Genomic DNA, 19,487 nt, shown 5'->3' on the forward strand with positions numbered 1-19,487 from the left:
TTCGTTCGATCCGCCCTCACGGCCTCGGACATCGCGTGGAATCTATTTGAAATCGTGGAAAGGCACCGTCCACGAGTGTCAATCGTCGCCGGGAAGCGACGGACGAGACGACTCGATACATCGGTCGATTACTGCCATGCCAATCCGACTATCTCGATATTTTATATAATGAAATACTCCGCCGACTGCAAATATCGACGGTATTGTTAACGGCAATCCGGGCGAATCTTACCTCACCCGTCAGTTCAAAAAAATCCCTGACAGAATTGCGAGGTCGAATCGGCATGCGACCTGTAATCAGATCTCTTGTAATTGCTTATCGGGATTACATCATCGCAAGGATTTGATCCGTTCGACCGCCGTGCTCTCGACACGCCGCGCCTGCGCGCCTCGCGACAACAACCACCGCGCCGCGCCATCGAGCGACGTGCACAGCACGAGATAGATCACCGCGACGAACAGGAAGATCGGCGCCGGATACACCATCAGCCGGTTGTTCACCTGCGTCGCGACGAACGACAGTTCCGGCACGCCGACGATATACGCGAGCGACGTGTCCTTCACGAGCGCGACCCACTGGTTGACGAACGACGGCGTCATGATCCGGATCGCCTGCGGCAGCAGCACGTAGCGCACCGTCTGCCAGCGCGTGAGCCCGAGCGACAGTCCGGCCTGCCATTGCCCGTCGCCCGCCGCGACGATTCCCGCGTGCACCGCGTGCGCGAGATACGCGCCGCCGACCAGCGCCAGCGCGCACACGACCGTCGCGAGTCCCGGCACATCCATGTGCAGCAGCACGGGCATCAGGAAATACGTCCAGAAAATCAGCATCAGCACCGGAATCGCGCGGAAGAAGCCGATGAACGCGAGCAGCAGCACGCGCGCCGGGCCGCGTGCGAGCGCCATCGCGACACCGAGCGCCACGCCAAGCACGGCCGACGCAATGGCGCTCGCGAGCGCCAGCACCAGCGACAGCGCGGCACCGCCGAGCGGGCCGTCCGGAAATGCACCGACCAACAGGTACGGCAGATTCGACAGCAGCAGCGAAAGGTCCATCGTCAGCGCCCCGCTCCGAGCCGGTCGCGCCACTGCGTGGCCGCATACGCGCCGGCCTCGATCGCGGCCACCGCCGCGACGTACAGCAGCGTCGCGACGCCGAACGCGGCGAACGTCTTGAACGTCTCGGTCTCGACCTGCCGCGACGCATACGACAGCTCGGCCACGCCGATCGCCATCGCGAGCGACGAGTTCTTCACGAGATTCATGTATTGGCCGAACAGCGGCGGCAGCGCGATGCGCACGGCCTGCGGCAGCACCACGTAACGCAGCGACTGCGTCGGCGTGAGGCCGAGCGCGGCCGCCGCATCGTGTTGCGCACGCCGTACGCCGCGCAGGCCGGCTTCGCATTCCTCGGCGACGAACGCTGCGGTATAGGCGCTCAAGCCGACCCAGCCCGCGACGAATTCGAACGACGGCCACGCGAGCGTAAACGGGCCCGCGCTCACCGCATGGCGTGCATTGAGCCACGCGATCCACGTATCGGGCAGCAACGACGCGACGCCGAAATACCAGAACAGCAGTTGCACGAGCAGCGGCGTGTTGCGAAACGCGACGACGTACGCGGCGGCGGCCGCGCGCGGCGCCCTGCCGCGCGCATGCCGCATCACGGCGAGCAGCAGCCCGCCGACGGTCGCGGCAATCGCCGACGCGGCCGCGAGGCCGAGTGTCAGCAGGAAGCCCTGCCAGAGCCAGGATAGATATTTGGGAGCCAATCCGAGCATGCTGGAGAGCGCGCACGACGCGCGCGGTCGGATGAAAACGAAAAGCGCCGCGCGGCCGGTGTTCCGGCCGATCGCGGCGCGCGTGCAGCGAAGGTCAGGTCTTGTCGCCGATGCGGAAGATGCGCGTGAGCGGCGTCTTCGTCGTCGGCCCGAACCACGCGTCGTAGATCTGCGTGGCGCGGCCGCTCGCCTCGAGCCCCTTCAGCGTGTCGTTGACGAAGCCGAGCAGGCGCGTCTCGCCCTTCGGCACGCCGACGCCCATGTAATCGTTCGAGATCGTGAACGCCGGGATCTCGTAGTTCTGCTTGTCCGGCACGTTCGCGAGCAGGCCGATCAGCTTCGGGCCGTCCTGCGTGATGGCCTGCACGTTGCCGGCCCGCAGCGCGGCGAACGCGAACGGCGTGTCGTCGTACGCGACGATCGTCGCCTTCGGGAATTTCTCGCGCAGCGTGATCTCGTTCGTCGTGCCCTTGTCCGCGCCCACGCGCAGCGCGTTCAGCTGGTCGGCCGATTTCAGCACGCCCTTCTTCGCGAGAAACTGCTGGCCCGACGAGAAATACGGGATGCTGAAGTCGACCTGCTTCGCACGCTCGTCGGTGATCGTGAAGTTCGCGAGCACGAGGTCGACCTTGCCGGACGTCAAAAACGGAATGCGGTTCGCGGGGTTGGTCGGTTGCAGTTGCAGCTTCACGCCGAGCTTGTCGGCGAGCGCCTTCGCGTAATCGACGTCGAGACCGACGATGTGGTTGCTTTTCGCGTCGACATAACCGAACGGCGGGTTGCTGTCGAACGTCGCGACGCGCAGCACGCCGGCCTTCTTGATGTCGTCGAGACGGTCCGCATGCGCGACGGTGCCTGCGGAGATGAGCGCGACCCCGATGAGCCACGTAGCGAGCGTGTTGATTTTCATGAGCACGACCTGATTTGTTATGGAGGCCGCCGCGGATCGCGCGGCGGCACGGTTCGAAACACATCGCGACGAAGTGTGTCGTCGCGAAGCCGCTAACGTATCAGCGCGTGCGGCGAATTCGAACCAACAAATGGTGCTTTGCTCTGCGGGTTTCGTGATGAGGCACATGGGCTGCGGTCACGCACGCGGTCACACAAAAAAAGACGCCCGCTGCAAGCAGCGGGCGCGAATCCCAGTCAAGGAGGTGTCACACGAACTACGCAGCCAGATTAAGGAAATCGCCCGTCATGGACAACGAATCGATTTCCATATCGATATGACGCGGCACGCTCATGCCGGCGCGTGCGGAATCGCACGCCGCAAAAAAAAAACGTCCCGCCAACCGGCGGGACGTTCGTCATCATGCAAGTACGCGCGACGCGCAGCCCGATCACGGCTCGTGACGCAGATACCCTTCCTTGCTCGGATCGCGCATCCGCCACGACACGATCAGCGAGATCGCGCACAGCACGGTCACGTACCAGTAGAAGGTTTCCTCGCTGCCGATCGACTTGAACCACAGCGCGACGTACTCGGCCGAGCCGCCGAAGATCGCGTTCGCCACCGCATACGACAGGCCGACGCCCATCGCGCGCACTTCCGGCGGGAACATCTCGGCCTTGATGAGGCCGCTGATCGACGTGTAGAAACTGACGATCGCCAGCGCCACCGTGATCAGCACGAATGCGGCCACCGGGCTCGTCACGTCCTTCAGCGCGTGCATCAGCGGCACCGTGCCGATCACCGCGAACGAACCGAACAGGATCATCGACGTGCGGCGGCCGATCTTGTCCGACAGCGCGCCGAACACCGGCTGCATCAGCATGTAGACGAGCAGCGCGACGGTCATCACGTTGCTGGCCGTCTTCGCGTGCATACCGGCCGTGTTCACGAGGTACTTCTGCATGTACGTCGTGAACGTGTAGAAGATCAGCGAGCCGCCGGCCGTGAAGCCGACCACGGTGAAGAACGCGCCCTTGTGCTGCCACACGCCGCGGATCGTGCCGGCGTCTTTCTTGTCGCGCGATGCGCTCGTCGACGTCTCGTCGAGCGACTTGCGCAGGTACAGCGAAATCAGCGCGGCCGCCGCGCCGACCACGAACGGAATGCGCCAGCCCCATGCTTTCAGCTCGCCGGCGGACAGCGTCTGCTGCAGGATCACGAGTACCAGCAGCGCGCACAGCTGGCCGCCGATCAGCGTCACGTACTGGAACGACGCGAAAAAGCCGCGACGGCCCTTCAGCGCGACTTCACTCATGTAGGTCGCGCTCGTCCCGTACTCGCCGCCCACCGACAGGCCCTGGAACAGGCGCGCGACCAGCAGCAGCGCCGGCGCGAGTGCGCCGATCTGCGCATAGGTCGGCAGCACCGCGATCACGAGCGACCCGCCGCACATCATCAGCACCGAGATCATCATCGCCGCGCGACGGCCGTGACGGTCGGCGATGCGGCCGAACAGCCAGCCGCCGATCGGACGCATCAGGAAGCCGGCCGCGAACACGCCGGCCGTGTTCAGCAACTGCGTCGTCGTGTTGCCGCTCGGGAAGAACGCCGGCGCGAAGTACAGCGCGCAGAACGAGTAGATGTAGAAGTCGAACCACTCGACGAGGTTGCCCGATGAGGCGCCGACGATGGCGAACACGCGCCGCCGGGTGTCATGCGCGGACAGCGCAGCTTGGTCGGTCTGGACGTCCATGGGTTGGTCTGTTCCTTTTAGTGCTTTCTGGGCGAGACGGCTGGGGGCCGCCGCGTGCGGTCGCACGTGGCACCGGTTCCGGCGCACGGCGCTACGGGATTTTAGCGAAATGTAAAGTAACAAGCGCTCCGGGTTCGTCCGGATGTAGAAAAATTTTCTCCCGCCACGCGTTCGTCATATGAAAACGCCAGCCCGAAGGCTGGCGTTCGATGCAAACATTTCCGACTGCGGCGACGATCACACGCGCACTTCCGGCGGCACGTAGCGGCACTCGTAGCGCTTGCGCACGGTGCCGGCCTCGTCGACGCTTTCCAGGTACACGTCGAACTGCCAGAGCCGCGCCATGTGCTTGAGCACTTCGTCGCTGTCGCCCGACAGGTGGCGGTTGTCGGTCATGAAGTGGCGCAGCGTGAGGCTGCGGTCGCCGCGCGTATTGACGGCCCACACCTGGATGTTCGGCTCGCGGTGATGGATGTCGTACTGCCGCGACAACGCCTGCCGCACGTACTGGTAACCGGAATCGTCGTGGATCGCCGATACCTCGAGCGAATCGCGCATGTCGTCGTCGAGCACCGAGAAGAGCCGCATCTCGCGGATCAGGTTCGGCGACAGGTACTGCGCGATGAAGCTCTCGTCCTTGAAGTTGCGCATCGCGTAGTGCATCGCCGGCAGCCACGGCGTGCCCGCGATCTCCGGAAACCACTTGTAGTCTTCCTCCGTCGGCGCTTCGCAGATCCGTCGGATGTCACTCATCATCGAGAAACCGAGCGCATACGGGTTGATCCCGCTGTAGTACGGCTTCGTGACGGGCGGCTGGTAGACCACGTTGCTGTGCGAATGCAGGAACTCCATCATGAAGCCGTCTTCCAGCTTCCCCTGGTTGTACAGCGTATTGAGCAACGTGTAGTGCCAGAACGTCGCCCAGCCTTCGTTCATCACCTGCGTCTGCCGCTGCGGATAGAAATACTGGCCGATCTTGCGCACGATGCGGATCACTTCCCGCTCCCACGGTTCGAGCAGCGGGGCATTCTTCTCCGCGAAATACAGCAGGTTCTCCTGCGGCTCGGACGGATAGCGGTCGTCCTGCTCCTCCGTCAGCTCCGGTTTCTTGCCCGGCAGCGTACGCCACAGCTCGTTGACCTGCGACTGCAGGTACGCCTCGCGCTCGCGCCGCAGCGCCGCCTCCTTCGACAGCGACGGTTTCTGCGGCCGCTTGTAGCGGTCGACGCCGTAATTCATCAGCGCATGGCACGAGTCGAGCAGTTCCTCGACGCGATCGAGGCCGTAGCGCTCCTCGCATTCCGCGACGTAGTTCTTCGCGTACACGAGATAATCGATGATCGCGTGCGCGTCGGTCCACAGCCGGAACAGGTAATTGCCCTTGAAGAACGAATTGTGCCCGTACGCCGCGTGCGCGATGACGAGCGCCTGCATCGTCATCGTGTTCTCTTCCATCAGATACGCGATGCACGGGTTCGAATTGATGACGATTTCGTAGGCCAGGCCCATCTGGCCGCGGCGGTAGCTCTTCTCGGTCGCGAGGAAGTGCTTGCCGAACGACCAGTGACGGTAGTTGACGGGCATCCCGACCGACGCATACGCATCCATCATCTGCTCGGCGCTGATCAGTTCGAGCTGGATCGGGTAGATGTCGAGCTCGTATTGTTCGGCGACCTGCGAGATGTGCGTGTCGTATTCCTCGAGCAATTCGAACGTCCAGTCGGACGGGCACGGCAACGGCTTGCGTTCGGCAACGTTCATACGCGCTTCCTTTTGCCCGGAACCGGGCAAGTCGGCGGCCGGCGGCGGCGGTTCGGCCTGCGCGCGTTGCTGCGGTGCGGCAGGGCCGGCCGTATCGTCGCCGGAAGGGCGCGGCTCGTAGCCGCGCGACTCGTTGTGCAGATGGCGGGTCGTCATGACATTTCCACCTGCTTTTCGAACAATTCGCGAAACACCGGGTAAATGTCCGCAGCCGATTCCACTTTTTTCATCGCGAGATGCGGTTGCGACAGGGCCAGTTGCGCGTATTCCAGCCACAGATTCTGCTCTTCCGGCGCGACCTGGATATACGCGAAGTAACGCGTCTTGGTGAGGATATCCTCTTCCAGGATTTTGCGACACTTGGGCGAATCGTCAGTCCAGTTGTCGCCGTCGGACGCCTGCGCGCCGTAGATGTTCCACTCGGTCGGCGAGTAGCGCTCGTCCATCACCTTGCGCATCAGTTCGAGCGCGCTCGACACCACGGTGCCGCCGCTTTCGGTCGAATGGAAGAAGGTATCCTCGTCGACTTCCTCGGCGCGCGTGTGGTGGCGGATGAACACGACTTCGATGCGCTCGTAGTTGCGCTTGAGGAACAGGTAAAGCAGGATGAAGAAGCGCTTCGCGAGATCCTTGCGCTGCTCGTCCATCGAGCCCGACACGTCCATCAGGCAGAACATCACGGCCTGGCTCGACGGTTGCGGCTGCTTCACGCGGTTGATGTAGCGCAGGTCGAACGGATCGATGAACGGAATCCGCCAGATGCGCCCTTTCAGGTGATGAATCTCGGCCTCGAGCGTCGCGATTTCCGCGCGGCGGTCTTCGGGGTCGCTCTTCAGCGCCTCCAGCTGCGCCTCGAGCTCGCGCAGCTCGTTGACGAGCGGCGAGCCGAGCGCGATGCGCCGGCCGAGCGCGCTGCGCAGCGAACGCACGACGTCGATGTTGTTCGGCGTACCTTCCGCCGACCAGCCCGCGCGCACGTTCTTCCAGCTCGGCACCGTCAGCAGGTGCGTCTTCACGAGGCGCGGCAGTTCGAGATCGTCGAAGAAGTACTGCATGAATTCGTCGCGCGACAGCTCGAACACGAAGTCGTCCTGCCCTTCGCCCTCGTTGCTCGCCTGACTGCCGCCGCCGCCCGAGCCGCCCTGCGGACGCGGAATCTTGTCGCCGCGCACGTAGTCTTCATTACCCGGGTGCACATATTCGCGACGCCCGCCCGGCGCGTGCCGGAAATTCGGCTCCGCGATGTCCTTGCGCGGGATCGTGATGCTCTGCGTGCTCTGGATATCCTTGATGCTACGGTCGCGCACCGCGTCGGACACGGCACGACGAATGTAGTTCTTGACGCGACGCAGAAAGCGTTCGCGATTGGCGATGCTCTTGTTCTTGCCGGCCAGCCTGCGGTCGATGATTTGATGAAGCACTCCCGGTCTCCCGCTCGAAAGTCGATCTGCCGGGGCACTCGCCGCGCATGCCGTCTGCCGTCATGCGGGCGGCGCCTCTGAAAGCGCCCGTACGGACTCGCCGTACGGGCGCGATACCGCGCGCGTCATGACGACTTGCGCACGCGCAGGTACCAGTCGCAAAGCAGCCTCACCTGCTTCGGCGTATAGCCCTTCGCGACCATCCGGTTCACAAAGTCCTCATGCTTGCGCTGCTCCTCCGCCGAACCCTTGGCGTTGAATGAAATGACCGGCAACAGTTCCTCGGTGTTCGAGAACATCTTCTTCTCGATCACGACGCGCAACTTCTCGTAGCTCGTCCACACGGGATTCTTGCCGGCGTTCGCCGCCCGCGCACGCAACACGAAGTTCACGATCTCGTTGCGGAAATCCTTCGGATTGCTGATCCCGGCCGGCTTCTCGATCTTCTCCAGTTCCGCGTTCAGCGCGGCGCGGTCGAAGCTCTCGCCCGTGTCGTGATCGCGGAATTCCTGATCCTGGATCCAGAAGTCCGCATACGTGACGTAGCGATCGAAGATGTTCTGACCGTACTCCGAATACGACTCGAGATACGCGGTCTGGATCTCCTTGCCGATGAACTCCGCGTAGCGCGATGCGAGCACGTCCTTCACGAACGACAGATACTTCTGCTCGGTTTCCGGCGGGAACTGCTCGCGTTCGATCTGCTGCTCGAGCACGTACATCAAATGCACCGGGTTCGCCGCGACCTCGCTCGTATCGAAGTTGAACACACGAGACAGGATCTTGAACGCGAACCGTGTCGACACGCCGGTCATCCCTTCGTCCACGCCCGCGTAGTCGCGATACTCCTGGTACGACTTCGCCTTTGGATCGGTATCCTTCAGGTTTTCGCCGTCGTACACCTGCATCTTCGAGAACAGGCTCGAATTCTCCGGCTCGTGCAAGCGCGACAGTACCGAGAACTGCGACATCATCTTCAGCGTGCCCGGCGCGCATACGGCCTCGGCCAGCGACGAATTGCGGATCAGCTTCTCGTAGATCTTGATCTCTTCCGACACGCGCAGGCAGTACGGCACCTTCACGACGAAGATCCGGTCGAGCAGTGCCTCGTTGTTGCGGTTGTTGCGGAAGGCCTTCCACTCCGATTCGTTCGAGTGCGCAAGAATCACGCCGTCGAACGGAATCGCGCCGAAACCTTCGGTGCCCTTGAAGTTGCCTTCCTGCGTGGCGGTCAGCAGCGGGTGCAGCACCTTGATCGGCGCCTTGAACATTTCGACGAATTCGAGCAGGCCCTGGTTCGCGAGGCACAGGCCGCCCGAGTAGCTGTACGCATCGGCATCGTCCTGCGCGTACTGTTCGAGCTTGCGGATATCGACCTTGCCGACCAGCGACGAAATGTCCTGGTTGTTCTCGTCGCCCGGCTCCGTCTTCGCGATGCCGACCTGCCGCAGGATCGACGGAAAGCGGCGCACCACGCGGAACTGGCGGATGTCGCCGTTGTATTCGTGCAGGCGCTTGACGGCCCACGGACTCAGGATGCTTTTCAGGTAGCGGCGCGGAATGCCGTACTGTTCCTCGAGGATCGGACCATCCTCGTCGTAGTCGAACAGCCCGAGCGGCGATTCGTTGACGGGCGAGCCCTTCAGCGCATAGAACGGCACGCGCTCCATCAGTTGCTTCAGGCGCTCGGCGATCGACGACTTGCCGCCGCCCACCGGGCCCAGCAGATAGAGAATCTGCTTCTTCTCTTCAAGACCTTGCGCAGCGTGGCGGAAGTATGCGACCACCTGCTCGATCACCTCCTCCATTCCGTAGAACTCACGGAATGCCGGATACACCTTGATGACCTTGTTCGCGAAGATCCGCGACAGGCGCGGGTCGTTGCGGGTATCGATCTGTTCAGGTTCCCCGATTGCTTCCAGCATGCGTTCACCAGCCGTCGCGTACGCGGATGGATCGTTCTTGCAGAGCGCGAGATACTCCTCCAGCGAGAGCTCTTCCTCTCGCGTTTTTTCGAAGCGGTTCGCGAAGCTGCTGTAAATATCCATGCTACCTCCCTCGCCTGAGTCTGAAGACGTGCCTGCCTTCGTCTGACTGCGCAGAAGCAAGCGCGTTCGAATTCATCCTAAACCCTTTCTTATTTTTTTTCACGAACTCTTCGTATGAAGTTCGTCATTCTCGACAACACCGCTTGGACAACGCATTTCGTCGTTTTACAATCGACCTCCCGAGCCGCAGAAACTGCATCCGCCGCGTCTCGTCGAACATCGAAACGTCTCGTGCGTTGGACGCCTCCGACGTCGTCGCCTCTCCCTTCATTCCTATACGTTCGAGCGGTCGCGTGCGATGACACGCCGCGCGCACCGTTACAAATTTTTTTCGCAGTCCCTTACGGACATACCCGTACGACGAACGGGGGAACATGACGCGCATGCAGCGCATCGCCGAGGGTCCGTCGGTGCACGATGCGCAACGCACGCGCCGATGCACGACCGATCGTCCACGCTGTCACATTCAACTGTCGCAGAAACGACGACGCCCGCAATCGCGGGCGTCGTGGGTCACCAAATGGGGATCGATACGCGGCGCGCGCCGATCAGAACGTCTCCCAGTCGTCGCCGCCGGCGGTCGCGGCGGCCGGCGCGGGCGCGGGCGCGGGCGAGACGGCGGCAGGCTTGCGCGCCGGCGCCGTCGCTGCAGCGGCCGCGCGTTTCGGCGCGGCGTCGCGTTCGACGCGCGCGGCAGCCGGTGCGGGGGCCGCCGCCGGAGCGGAAGGCGCACGCGGCGCAGGACGCGCCGCCACCGCAACGACGGCGCCCGCGCGTGTCGCTCCGTCGTCGAGCTGGAATACCGCCGCCGTTTCGCGCAGGCGGGCGGCCTGTTCTTCGAGCGATTGCGCGGCAGCCGCGGCTTCCTCGACGAGTGCGGCATTCTGCTGCGTGACCTCGTCCATCTGCGTGACCGCGCGCGCCACCTGGTCGATCCCGCCGCTTTGCTCCTCGGACGCCGCCGCGATCTCGCCCATGATGTCCGTCACGCGCTGAACCGCGCTGATCACGTCGCTCATCGTGCGCCCTGCTTCGTCGACCAGCGTCGAGCCGGTCCGGATCCGCTCCACCGACGCGTCGATCAGCGCCTTGATTTCCTTCGCCGCGCTCGACGAACGCTGCGCGAGGCTGCGCACTTCGCCGGCGACAACCGCGAAGCCGCGGCCTTCCTCGCCGGCCCGCGCGGCTTCGACGGCCGCATTCAGCGCAAGAATGTTGGTCTGGAACGCGATTCCCTCGATGATCGCGATGATGTCCGCGATTTTCGCCGAGCTGTCGTTGATTTCGCCCATCGTGCCGACCACCTGGCCGACCACCGTATTGCCCTTGTTTGCAATCTCGGACGCATTCGCGGCCAGCGAGCTTGCCTGACGCGCATTGTCCGCGTTCTGCTTCACGGTGCCGGTCAGCTGCTCCATGCTCGACGCGGTTTCCTGCAGCGCGGCGGCCTGTTCCTCGGTACGCGACGACAGGTCGATGTTGCCGGCCGCGATCTGGCGGGCCGCGGTCGCGATCGACTCGCTGCCGCCGCGCACGGTGCGCACCGTGTCGACGAGCCCGCGCTGCATCCTCGCGAGGCCCTCCAGCATCTGGCCCATCTCGTCGCGCCGGTCCACGACGATCGGCCGGCGCAGGTCGCCCGCGGCGATCGCGTCGAAATGCGACAGCGCGTCGGCGATCGGGCGGCCGATCGCGCGGCTCAGCGTCAGCCACGACAGCACCGCGGCGCCGATGCCGGCCAACAGCACGACGATCGACAGCACGCGCATCGTCTCGAACACCGATTTCGCCTGATCGAAGCGCGCCTGCGCATTGGTGAACTGGAAGTTGCGCAGCGCTTCGCCGGCCGCGGCCAGCTCGGTATAGCGCGCCTGAAGCTGCTTCGCGCCGTCGCCGATCCGGTCATGATCGCCGGCCGCGACCGCACTCGCGAACGCGTCGCAACTGGCCTGCAGCACCTTGCGCCGGGCGGCGACGTCCTGTGCGAGCCGGTCCTCGTCGGCGTCGCGCGGCAGCGCAAGGTATTTCTGCCACCACGCGTCCGACTGCGTGCGCATCGCGCGGCTGCGCTCGATGGCCGCCGCCGAGTCCGGCGTGCCGGCCAGCAGCGCCGCACGGTCGAGTGCGAGGCGCTCGCGTGCGGCGAACATTTCCGAGACCGCGACGTCGACCGCGCTCGGCATCTGGTTCGTGTAAATCTCGCGCGTCGACTCGTTCGAACGCGTCATCCCGTGCAGACCGAGCACGCCGGTGACAGCCAGCAGTACCGCCAGAAACGCCATCGTCAAACCGATGCGCGCACGAATCGTCAGCTTCCTGAACACCATCATCCACCCTGTGTTGCGTCGTCATGAACGGGCCCGGCCCGTTGGCTCGAAGCATTGCTTCACTCGGTGCATTTACGACCGCGCGGCGCATAACTTGATGGTTTTGCCGTGTTTATTTCGCATTATTCGTCTGTTTATTGAATAAGACTGAATAATCGACGCAATTCGGGTCGGAGCGAAAACGGGGCGAACGCGCGTCGGCGCGCCAATGCAGCGCACCCGGCCGTCTCGTGCGACGGACCGGGCGCGTGGGGAACCGAAAACGCGAGACTGGAGAATCGGCCCTAGTCGGCCAGTTCGGCCCGCGTCGGGATCGAGGGCTGGGCGCCCGCGCGCGTTACCGACAGCGCCGCCGCGCGTTGCGCGAAGCGAATGGCGGTATCGACGTCCGCGCCGGCCGCGAGCCGTGCGGAGAAGCCGCCGATGAAGGTGTCGCCGGCCGCCGTCGTGTCGATGGCCTGCACGACCGGCGCCGGATAGTGCCGCGCGGCGCCGTCGGCCGTCAGCGCGAGCACGCCGCGCGCGCCGAGGGTGATCAGCACGTTGCGCGCGCCGCCGGCCTGGAGCGCCCGCGCGGCGGCTTCGGCGTCGGCCGGGTCGCGCACCGGCAGCCCGGTCAGCGCGGCCGCCTCGACCTCGTTCGGGATCAGGTAATCGACGAGCGGCAGCCAGCCGTCCGGCAGCGGCGCGACGGCCGGGGCCGGATTGAGCACCACCGTGCGGCCGAGCCGGCGTCCGGCCGACAGCGCCGCGAACACCGCGTCCGGCGGCGTCTCGAGCTGGCAGATCAGCACGTCGGCCGTCGCCAGCGCGGCCTCGTGCCGTGCGATCGTGTCGGTCGTGACCTCGCCGTTGCCGCCCGCGACGATCACGATCGCGTTCTGGCTCGCATCGTCGACGACGATCAGCGCGACGCCGGTCGACGCCGACGCGCTCGTCGCGAGCCCCGTGCAGTCGATTCCCTCGGCCTCGAGGCCCGCGCGCAGTGCCGCGCCGTGCGCATCCGCGCCGACGCAGCCGATCATCGCGACCTGCGCGCCGAGCCGGGCGGCGGCGACGGCCTGGTTGCCGCCCTTGCCGCCCGCCGCCTGCGCGAACGCGTGCCCGGCGAGCGTTTCGCCCGGCAGCGGCAGCCGCGGCGCGCGCACGACGAGATCCATGTTGAGGCTGCCGACCACCGTCACGCGGCCGGCGCCCGTTGCGCTCGCCGTCATGCGCGCGCACCCGGCGCGGCCGGCTCGCGATAGACGGCCGTCGATTCGCGCAGCACGAGGCGCGGCGACACGACACGGCGGCGGCTCGGCACGGCGGTCGAGCCGCCGCCGATCCGTTCGATCAACGTCTGCGCGGCCATTTCGCCGAGCGCGCGCACCGACTGGCCGACCGTCGACAGCGCCGGATACGTGTAGCGGGAAAATTCGATGTCGTCGAAGCCGATGATCGAACAGTCGTCGGGCACGCGCAGCCCGCGCTCGGCCGCCGCGCGCAGCGCGCCGACCCCCATCAGGTCGTTGCCCGCGAAGATCGCGCTCGGCCGTACCGATTCGAACAACCGCGACGCCGCGTGATAGCCGCCGAGGCATGAGAAATCGCTTTCGGCGATCGCGCCCGGCACGATGTCGACGCCGCGCTCGGCCATCGCGCGGATGAAGCCGTGTACGCGCATCGCGCTGACCGCGGTGTCGGTCGGCCCGGTGATGCAGCCGATCTTCGCGTGTCCGAGTTCGAGCAGGTGGCGCGTCGCCAGGTATGCGCCGCGCTCGTGGTCGATCTGCACGAGATCGGCCGCGAGCCCCTCGATGTTGCGGTCGACGACGACGAGCGGCGCATGGATATCCGCGAGCGTCTGCGCGAGCACCGCGTCCTCGCCGGCCGATGCGACGATCAGCCCATCGATGCGCTTTTCCTGCAGCACGCGCAGGTAGTTGCGCTGCTTCACGGGATCGTCGTCCGAATTGCAGAAGAACACGCAATAGCCGTTGGCCGCGCACTGATCCTCGATGCCGCGCGCCAGCTCGGCGAAGTACGGATTCGTGCTGTTCGGCACGACGAGGCCGATGGTCGCCGTCGCCCGCGCCTTCAGCGAGCGCGCCACGGCCGATGGCACGTAATTCAGCTCGCGGATCGCGCCCTCGACCTTCGCACGCACGTCGGCGGACACCGGCCGCGAATTGTTCACCACGTGCGAGACGGTCGTAAACGACACGCCCGCCATGGCCGCCACATCCTTGATCGTCGCCATTTCCCGTTTCTCTCTGGTCTGTTCTGTCTGTCTTTTTACCGCACGCGCGTACGCCGGCTGCGATACGTATCGAGCACGACCGCCACCACGATCACCGCACCCGTGATGATCCGTTTCGTCGGCTCGTTCGCACCGATCTGCGCGAGCCCCGCGGCCAGCACGGAGATGATCAACACGCCGAAGAACGTGCTGATCACCGAGCCGCGCCCGCCCATCAGGCTCGTGCCGCCGATCACGACGGCGGCGATGACCTGCAGTTCGAGGCCCGCGCCCGCGTTCGGATCGGCCGCCTCGAGCCGCGAAATCTGGAACAGCGACGCGAGCCCCGCGAGCGCGCCCATCAGTGCGAATACGAGGATTTTATACGGCCGCGGGTTAACCCCTGCAAGTCGCACCGCTTCCTCGTTCGTGCCGATGCCCACCAGATAGCGTCCGAACACCGTGCGCGTCAGCACGAACTGGGCCGCGATCATCACCGCGACCGCGATCAGGAACGCCGGCGAGATGCCCAGCGCGATCGGGTTCGACAGGAAGTCGAACGCGTCGCCGATATACGCGGTGCGCGAATTCGTCAGCTGGTACGCGAGGCCGCGCGCGGCCTCCAGCACGCCGAGCGACACGATGAACGACGGGATCCGCCAGCCGACCGTGACCGCGCCCGTCAGCGCGCCCGTGGCGGTCGCGACCGCGATGCCGATCAGCGCGGCCGGCAGCGGCCCCCACTGCCATTTCAGCGCGGCGACGCTGACCATCGACGCGGCGAGCGCGAGCACCGAGCCGACCGACAGGTCGATCCCGGCAATGATCAGCACGAAGGTCATCCCGACCGACATCACGACGAGATCGGGAATCTGGTTCGCGATCGTGCTGAACGTGTCGTAGGTCAGGAAATGCGAGCTCAGCACCGAGAACAGCGCGATCATCGCGGCCAGCGCGCCGGCGAGCCCGAGATAGTTCGACAGGCCGAGCCGCGTGCCGGACAGCGTGCGCGCGCGGCGGCCCGTCACGTCCTGCTGCGCGCCTGCGTCGGTCGGGGATACGGGAGGCTGGGTCATTGCTGTCGTCCTGTCGTCGAAGTGCCCGGAGCGGCGCCGCGCGCGTGCTCCGGGTCCGGATGCTGCATGGCGGCCGCCGGCGTCTCGCGGCCGAAGCCGGCGAACGCCGCGGCCAGCAGCGCGTCCTGGGTCCAGTTGCCGCGCTCGAACACGGCGGTCATGCGCCCGGCCGACATCACGCCGATCCGGTCGCAGATCAGCATCAGCTCGCGCAGGTCGCTCGATACGACCACCAGCGCGCGGCCTTCGCGCGCGAGCGCGCCCATCAAAGTGTAGATCTCGAATTTGGCGCCGACGTCGATCCCGCGGGTCGGCTCGTCGAACAGCAGCACGCCCATGTCGCGCGCGAGCCAGCGGCCGATCACGACCTTCTGCTGGTTGCCGCCCGACAGCTCGCCGACCGGCTGCGCCGCGCCGTGCGTACGGATCCGCAGCGCATCGATCTGCTGCTCGGCGAGCGCCGTTTCGCGGGCCGAATCGACGATGCCGCCGCGCGCGAGCCGGTCGAGCTGGCCGAGCGACACGTTCGCGGTGATCGACTGCGACAGCAGCAGCCCTTCGCCCTTGCGATCCTCGGTGATCAGCGCGATGCCGAGCTTCACCGCATCGACGGGCGACGCGATCCGCGCCGGCTTCAACGGCTGACCGACGGCGATCGTCCCGGCATCCGGCGTATCGGCGCCGTAGATCAGCCGCAGCAGCTCGGTGCGTCCCGCGCCGATCAGCCCCGAGATGCCGAAGATCTCGCCCGCGCGCACCTCGAGCGACACGTCGCGCACCGCCGTCCCGCGCGTGAGGCCCGATACGGCGAGCCGCGGCGCGCCGAAGCGGCGCTCGCCGAGATCGATGTGTTCGCCGACCTCGCGCCCGACCATCAGCGTGACGAGCCCTTCGGACGTCGTCGCCGCCATGTCGCCCGCATGCACGAGCCGGCCGTCGCGCAGCACCGCGACGCGCTCGGCGACGCGCGCGAGCTCTTCGAGCCGGTGCGAGATGTAGACGATCGCGACGCCGCGCGCCTTCAGCCGGTCGATCTGCTCGAACAGCAGCTCGACTTCGCGCGCGGTCAGCATCGCGGTCGGTTCGTCGAGAATCAGCACGCGGCAGTCGCCGATCAGGTTGCGCGCGATCTCGACCATCTGCTGATGGCCGATGCCGAGCGCGCCGACCGGCGTATCGGGGTCGACCGCGTCGAGCCCGACCTGCGCCATCGCCGCGCGCGCGTCGTCGCGCAGCCGCGCGCGATCGATGATGCCGAAGCGCCGCGGCAGGCGGTTCAGGAACAGGTTTTCGGCGACGCTCAGCGTCGGCAGCAGGTTCAGCTCCTGCATCACCATGCGCACGCCGAGCGCCTCGGCCTGCGTGCGGCTCGCCGGCGCATAGGCCTCGCCGCCGAGCTGCATCGTGCCGGTGGTCGGGTCGACGAGCCCACCGATGATTTTCGACAGCGTGCTCTTGCCGGCGCCGTTCTCGCCGGTCAGCGCGAGCGCCTGGCCCGCGTCGAGCGTCAGCGTGACGTCGGCGAGCACGGGTTCGGCATAGGTCTTGCCGATGCCGGAGACGGACAGCACGGGGTGGGCTGAACGGGAGGGTTGGAAGGTCGGTTCCATCGCGATCCTGGTTGCGGCCGCGCGCACGGGGCGCGCGGGTATGACGCTCACAAGTGCATGCAGTGGCCGTGATCGCGCACACACCGGATAACGGCCGCCGCGCCGGATTCTTGAGCGCGGCGGCCGGACCGGTGCGGCGTTACTTCGTCACGAGATCCACCGGCGTCTCGACCACGCCGGACAGGTCGGCCTGCTTGCGATGCTCGGCGATCGCCTTGAGCGCCGTGTCGATGCCGAACACGGCCTGCTTCGCCGCATACTGGTCGGCGGTCGCGAGCACGCGGCCGTCCTTCAGCATCGGCTTGATCGCGTTGATGTTGTCGTAGCCGACCACGAGCACCTTGCCCTGCTTGCCGGCCGCGCGCACGGCCGACACGGCGCCGATCGCCATGTTGTCGTTGCCGCACAGCAGCGCCTTCAGGTTCGGGTATTCGTTGAGCATCGCGGCGGCCACCGCATTGCCCTTGTCGATCTCCCATTCACCCGACTGCACCGACACGACCTTCATCCCGCCCGCCTTCATCGCGTCCTGGAAGCCGGCCGTGCGCTGCTGCGCGTTGGTCGTCGTCGACACGCCTTCGACGATGCCGACCTGGTCGCCCGCCTTCAGCCGCTTCGCAAGGTAGTCGCCGATCTTGCGCGCGCCCTTGCGGTTGTCCGGGCCGACGAACGGCACGTTCAGGTTCTTCGACTTCAGCACGTCGGGATCGAGCCGGTTGTCGATGTTCACGACGACGATGCCGGCGTCGACGGCCTTCTTCACGACCGGCACGAGCGCCTTCGAATCGGCCGGCGCGAGCACGATCGCGTCGACCTTCGACACGATCATCTGCTCGACGATGCGGATCTGGTTCGCGGTGTCGGTCTCGTCCTTGATGCCGTTGGTGATCAGGTCGAACTGGTTCGCGTTGTGCTTCTGGTATTCCTTCGCGCCCGTTTCCATGGTCAGGAAGAACTCGTTGGCGAGCGACTTCATCACGAGCGCGACCTTCGGCTTGGCCGCGGACTGCGCGTGGACAGCCGGGGCAGCGGCCACCGCGACGGCGGCGAGCGCGGCGGTCAGGAAGCGACGGCGAAAGCGGACATTCATACACATCTCCTGGCGACTGGCCCGAAGGCCGATTGTTGTTCGGTTGTTGTTTTAATGTGAGCAAACGTTTGCGCCACACTACCCGGGCAATGGCCATCGATGTTGCTGTCGGTACCACGGAATGGAAGCGAGGCAGACGGCCGACTGCCTGGCGCGTGCTGGCGTTGACGCGCCACCGCCGGCGGGACGCCGGCGGAGTGAAGGCTATGCTGTACCGATTCGCTTCGGCGCGCAACCTGTCTAATCAATATTTAAGGGTTTATTCGGAGCGCGCGAGCGCGCTTCGCGACGCGCAAATACGACACTCGCGATGCCGGCGGCGGTTCGCCGAAGCGCGGTGCATGCAGGTTCTGCGTTGCCGGTTGTTCTTGTTTTTCTGTCCGCACGGGAACGCAGGTCGATCGTCGGCTGACGCGACGCACCGGACCGGCAGCGTCGGCCGATGCTTGAAGCGTGACGGCGGCCATCCCCCCGCCGCCGCCCGGCGCGGCGTACGGCAAGGTGCGCGTCATGCGTGTCGCGCGCCGTCCGCGGGATCCGCCCGGACAGCGCGCGACACGCGCGAATCAAACGGCTTCGCGCAACAGCCCCGCGATTTCCGCTTCGTTCAGGTGCGGCGCGAACATTTCGATCAGCCGGTACGCATACGCACGCAGGAATGCGCCCTTGCGCAGCCCGACCCGCGTCGTGCTCGCCTCGAACAGGTGCTGCGTGCCGAGCGCGACGAGCCCCGTGTCGCGCTGCGGGTCGTAGGCCATCGCCGCGACCACGCCGATCCCCATCCCGAGCTCGACGTAGGTCTTGATCACGTCCGCGTCGATCGCGGTCAGCACGACGTCGGGCACCGCGCCCGCCTGCGTGAACGCCTGGTCGATGTGCGAACGGCCCGTGAAGTCCTGGTCGTACGTGATGATCGGGTATTCGGCGATTTCCTCGAGCGTCAGGTTCTCGCGACCGACGAGCGGGTGGCCCTTCGGCACGACGACCGTGTGGTGCCACGAATAGCACGGGAACGTGACGATGTCCGGATAGCGGTCGAGCGCCTCGGTCGAGATACCGAGATCGGCCTCGCCGTTCAGGATCATCTGCGCGATCTGCTGCGGGCTGCCCTGACGCAGCGCGAGATGCACCTTCGGGAACACCTCGGTGAACTGCCGGATCACCTTCGGCAGCGCGTAGCGCGCCTGCGTGTGCGTCGTCGCGACGACGAGGTGGCCGCTGTCCTGATCGGCGAACTGGCGTGCGACGCGGCGCAGGTTCTCGGCGTCGAGCAGCATCCGCTCGATCAGCTGGTGCACCGCCTTGCCGGGCTCCGTGAGCCCCGTCAGCCGCTTGCCGCGCCGAATGAAGATGTCGACGCCCAGCTCATCTTCCAGATCCTTGATCTGTTTCGACACGCCCGACTGCGACGTGTACAGCACGTTCGCGACTTCCGTCAGGTTCATGTTCTGGCGCACCGCTTCGCGCACGAACCGCAATTGCTGAAAATTCATGGGTATGCCTCTTA

14 protein-coding genes are annotated in these 19,487 nt (G+C 65.8%); all 14 read right to left on the reverse strand.

Features of this window, described 5'->3' with window-relative positions; all coding sequences use genetic code 11:
* Positions 1–330: 330 nt before the first annotated feature.
* The 14 genes from HWX76_RS08365 to HWX76_RS08430 all read right to left on the reverse strand — a co-directional run bounded on the left by HWX76_RS08365 (position 331) and on the right by HWX76_RS08430 (position 19,473).
* Positions 331–1,056 (reverse strand): amino acid ABC transporter permease, encoded by a 726-nt coding sequence (locus HWX76_RS08365; protein WP_176015691.1) that lies wholly within the window; start codon positions 1,054–1,056, stop codon positions 331–333.
* A 2-nt stretch (positions 1,057–1,058) separates the two neighbouring features.
* The gene (locus HWX76_RS08370) at positions 1,059–1,781 is read right to left on the reverse strand and encodes an amino acid ABC transporter permease (protein ID WP_124630399.1); all 723 of its coding nucleotides are present in this window, start codon (positions 1,779–1,781) and stop codon (positions 1,059–1,061) included.
* Between the two features lie 94 nt (positions 1,782–1,875).
* A complete protein-coding gene (locus HWX76_RS08375) occupies positions 1,876–2,691 on the reverse strand; it encodes an ABC transporter substrate-binding protein (protein WP_124556421.1) in 816 nt (271 codons plus the stop codon).
* A gap of 430 nt (positions 2,692–3,121) precedes the next feature.
* Positions 3,122–4,426, reverse strand: coding sequence for an MFS family transporter (locus tag HWX76_RS08380; protein ID WP_050012591.1), 1,305 nt, complete (start codon positions 4,424–4,426; stop codon positions 3,122–3,124).
* 237 nt (positions 4,427–4,663) lie between these two features.
* The gene (locus HWX76_RS08385) at positions 4,664–6,343 is read right to left on the reverse strand and encodes a SpoVR family protein (protein ID WP_050012590.1); all 1,680 of its coding nucleotides are present in this window, start codon (positions 6,341–6,343) and stop codon (positions 4,664–4,666) included.
* Complete coding sequence (locus HWX76_RS08390; RefSeq protein ID WP_006476064.1) at positions 6,340–7,608, reverse strand: YeaH/YhbH family protein; 1,269 nt, start codon at positions 7,606–7,608, stop codon at positions 6,340–6,342. The genes HWX76_RS08385 and HWX76_RS08390 overlap by 4 nt, the downstream gene beginning before the upstream one ends.
* A 125-nt stretch (positions 7,609–7,733) precedes the next feature.
* Positions 7,734–9,656 carry a PrkA family serine protein kinase gene (locus HWX76_RS08395; RefSeq protein WP_069621450.1) on the reverse strand — a complete coding sequence of 641 codons (1,923 nt, stop codon included), beginning with the start codon at positions 9,654–9,656 and terminating at the stop codon, positions 7,734–7,736.
* 548 nt (positions 9,657–10,204) lie between these two features.
* The gene (locus HWX76_RS08400) at positions 10,205–11,983 is read right to left on the reverse strand and encodes a methyl-accepting chemotaxis protein (RefSeq protein WP_176015722.1); all 1,779 of its coding nucleotides are present in this window, start codon (positions 11,981–11,983) and stop codon (positions 10,205–10,207) included.
* Positions 11,984–12,267: 284 nt separating this feature from the next.
* Positions 12,268–13,197, reverse strand: coding sequence for a ribokinase (gene rbsK, locus HWX76_RS08405; RefSeq protein ID WP_050012588.1), 930 nt, complete (start codon positions 13,195–13,197; stop codon positions 12,268–12,270).
* Positions 13,194–14,225, reverse strand: a complete 1,032-nt coding sequence (locus tag HWX76_RS08410) for a LacI family DNA-binding transcriptional regulator (protein WP_050012587.1) — start codon at positions 14,223–14,225, stop codon at positions 13,194–13,196. The genes rbsK and HWX76_RS08410 overlap by 4 nt, the downstream gene beginning before the upstream one ends.
* Before the next feature lie 35 nt (positions 14,226–14,260).
* Entirely contained in the window at positions 14,261–15,280 is a 1,020-nt protein-coding gene (locus tag HWX76_RS08415) for an ABC transporter permease (RefSeq protein WP_006476069.1), read from the reverse strand.
* The gene (locus HWX76_RS08420; protein WP_176015692.1) at positions 15,277–16,890 is read right to left on the reverse strand and encodes a sugar ABC transporter ATP-binding protein; all 1,614 of its coding nucleotides are present in this window, start codon (positions 16,888–16,890) and stop codon (positions 15,277–15,279) included. Before HWX76_RS08420 ends, HWX76_RS08415 begins: the two co-directional genes overlap by 4 nt.
* Before the next feature lie 139 nt (positions 16,891–17,029).
* Entirely contained in the window at positions 17,030–17,980 is a 951-nt protein-coding gene (locus HWX76_RS08425) for a sugar ABC transporter substrate-binding protein (protein ID WP_050012585.1), read from the reverse strand.
* Between the two features lie 566 nt (positions 17,981–18,546).
* Positions 18,547–19,473, reverse strand: coding sequence for a CysB family HTH-type transcriptional regulator (locus HWX76_RS08430; protein ID WP_176015693.1), 927 nt, complete (start codon positions 19,471–19,473; stop codon positions 18,547–18,549).
* Positions 19,474–19,487: the final 14 nt, after the last annotated feature.

The organism is Burkholderia sp. BCC0398, assembly GCF_902833245.1.
In the GTDB taxonomy this organism is placed as follows: Bacteria; Pseudomonadota; Gammaproteobacteria; order Burkholderiales; family Burkholderiaceae; genus Burkholderia; species Burkholderia sola.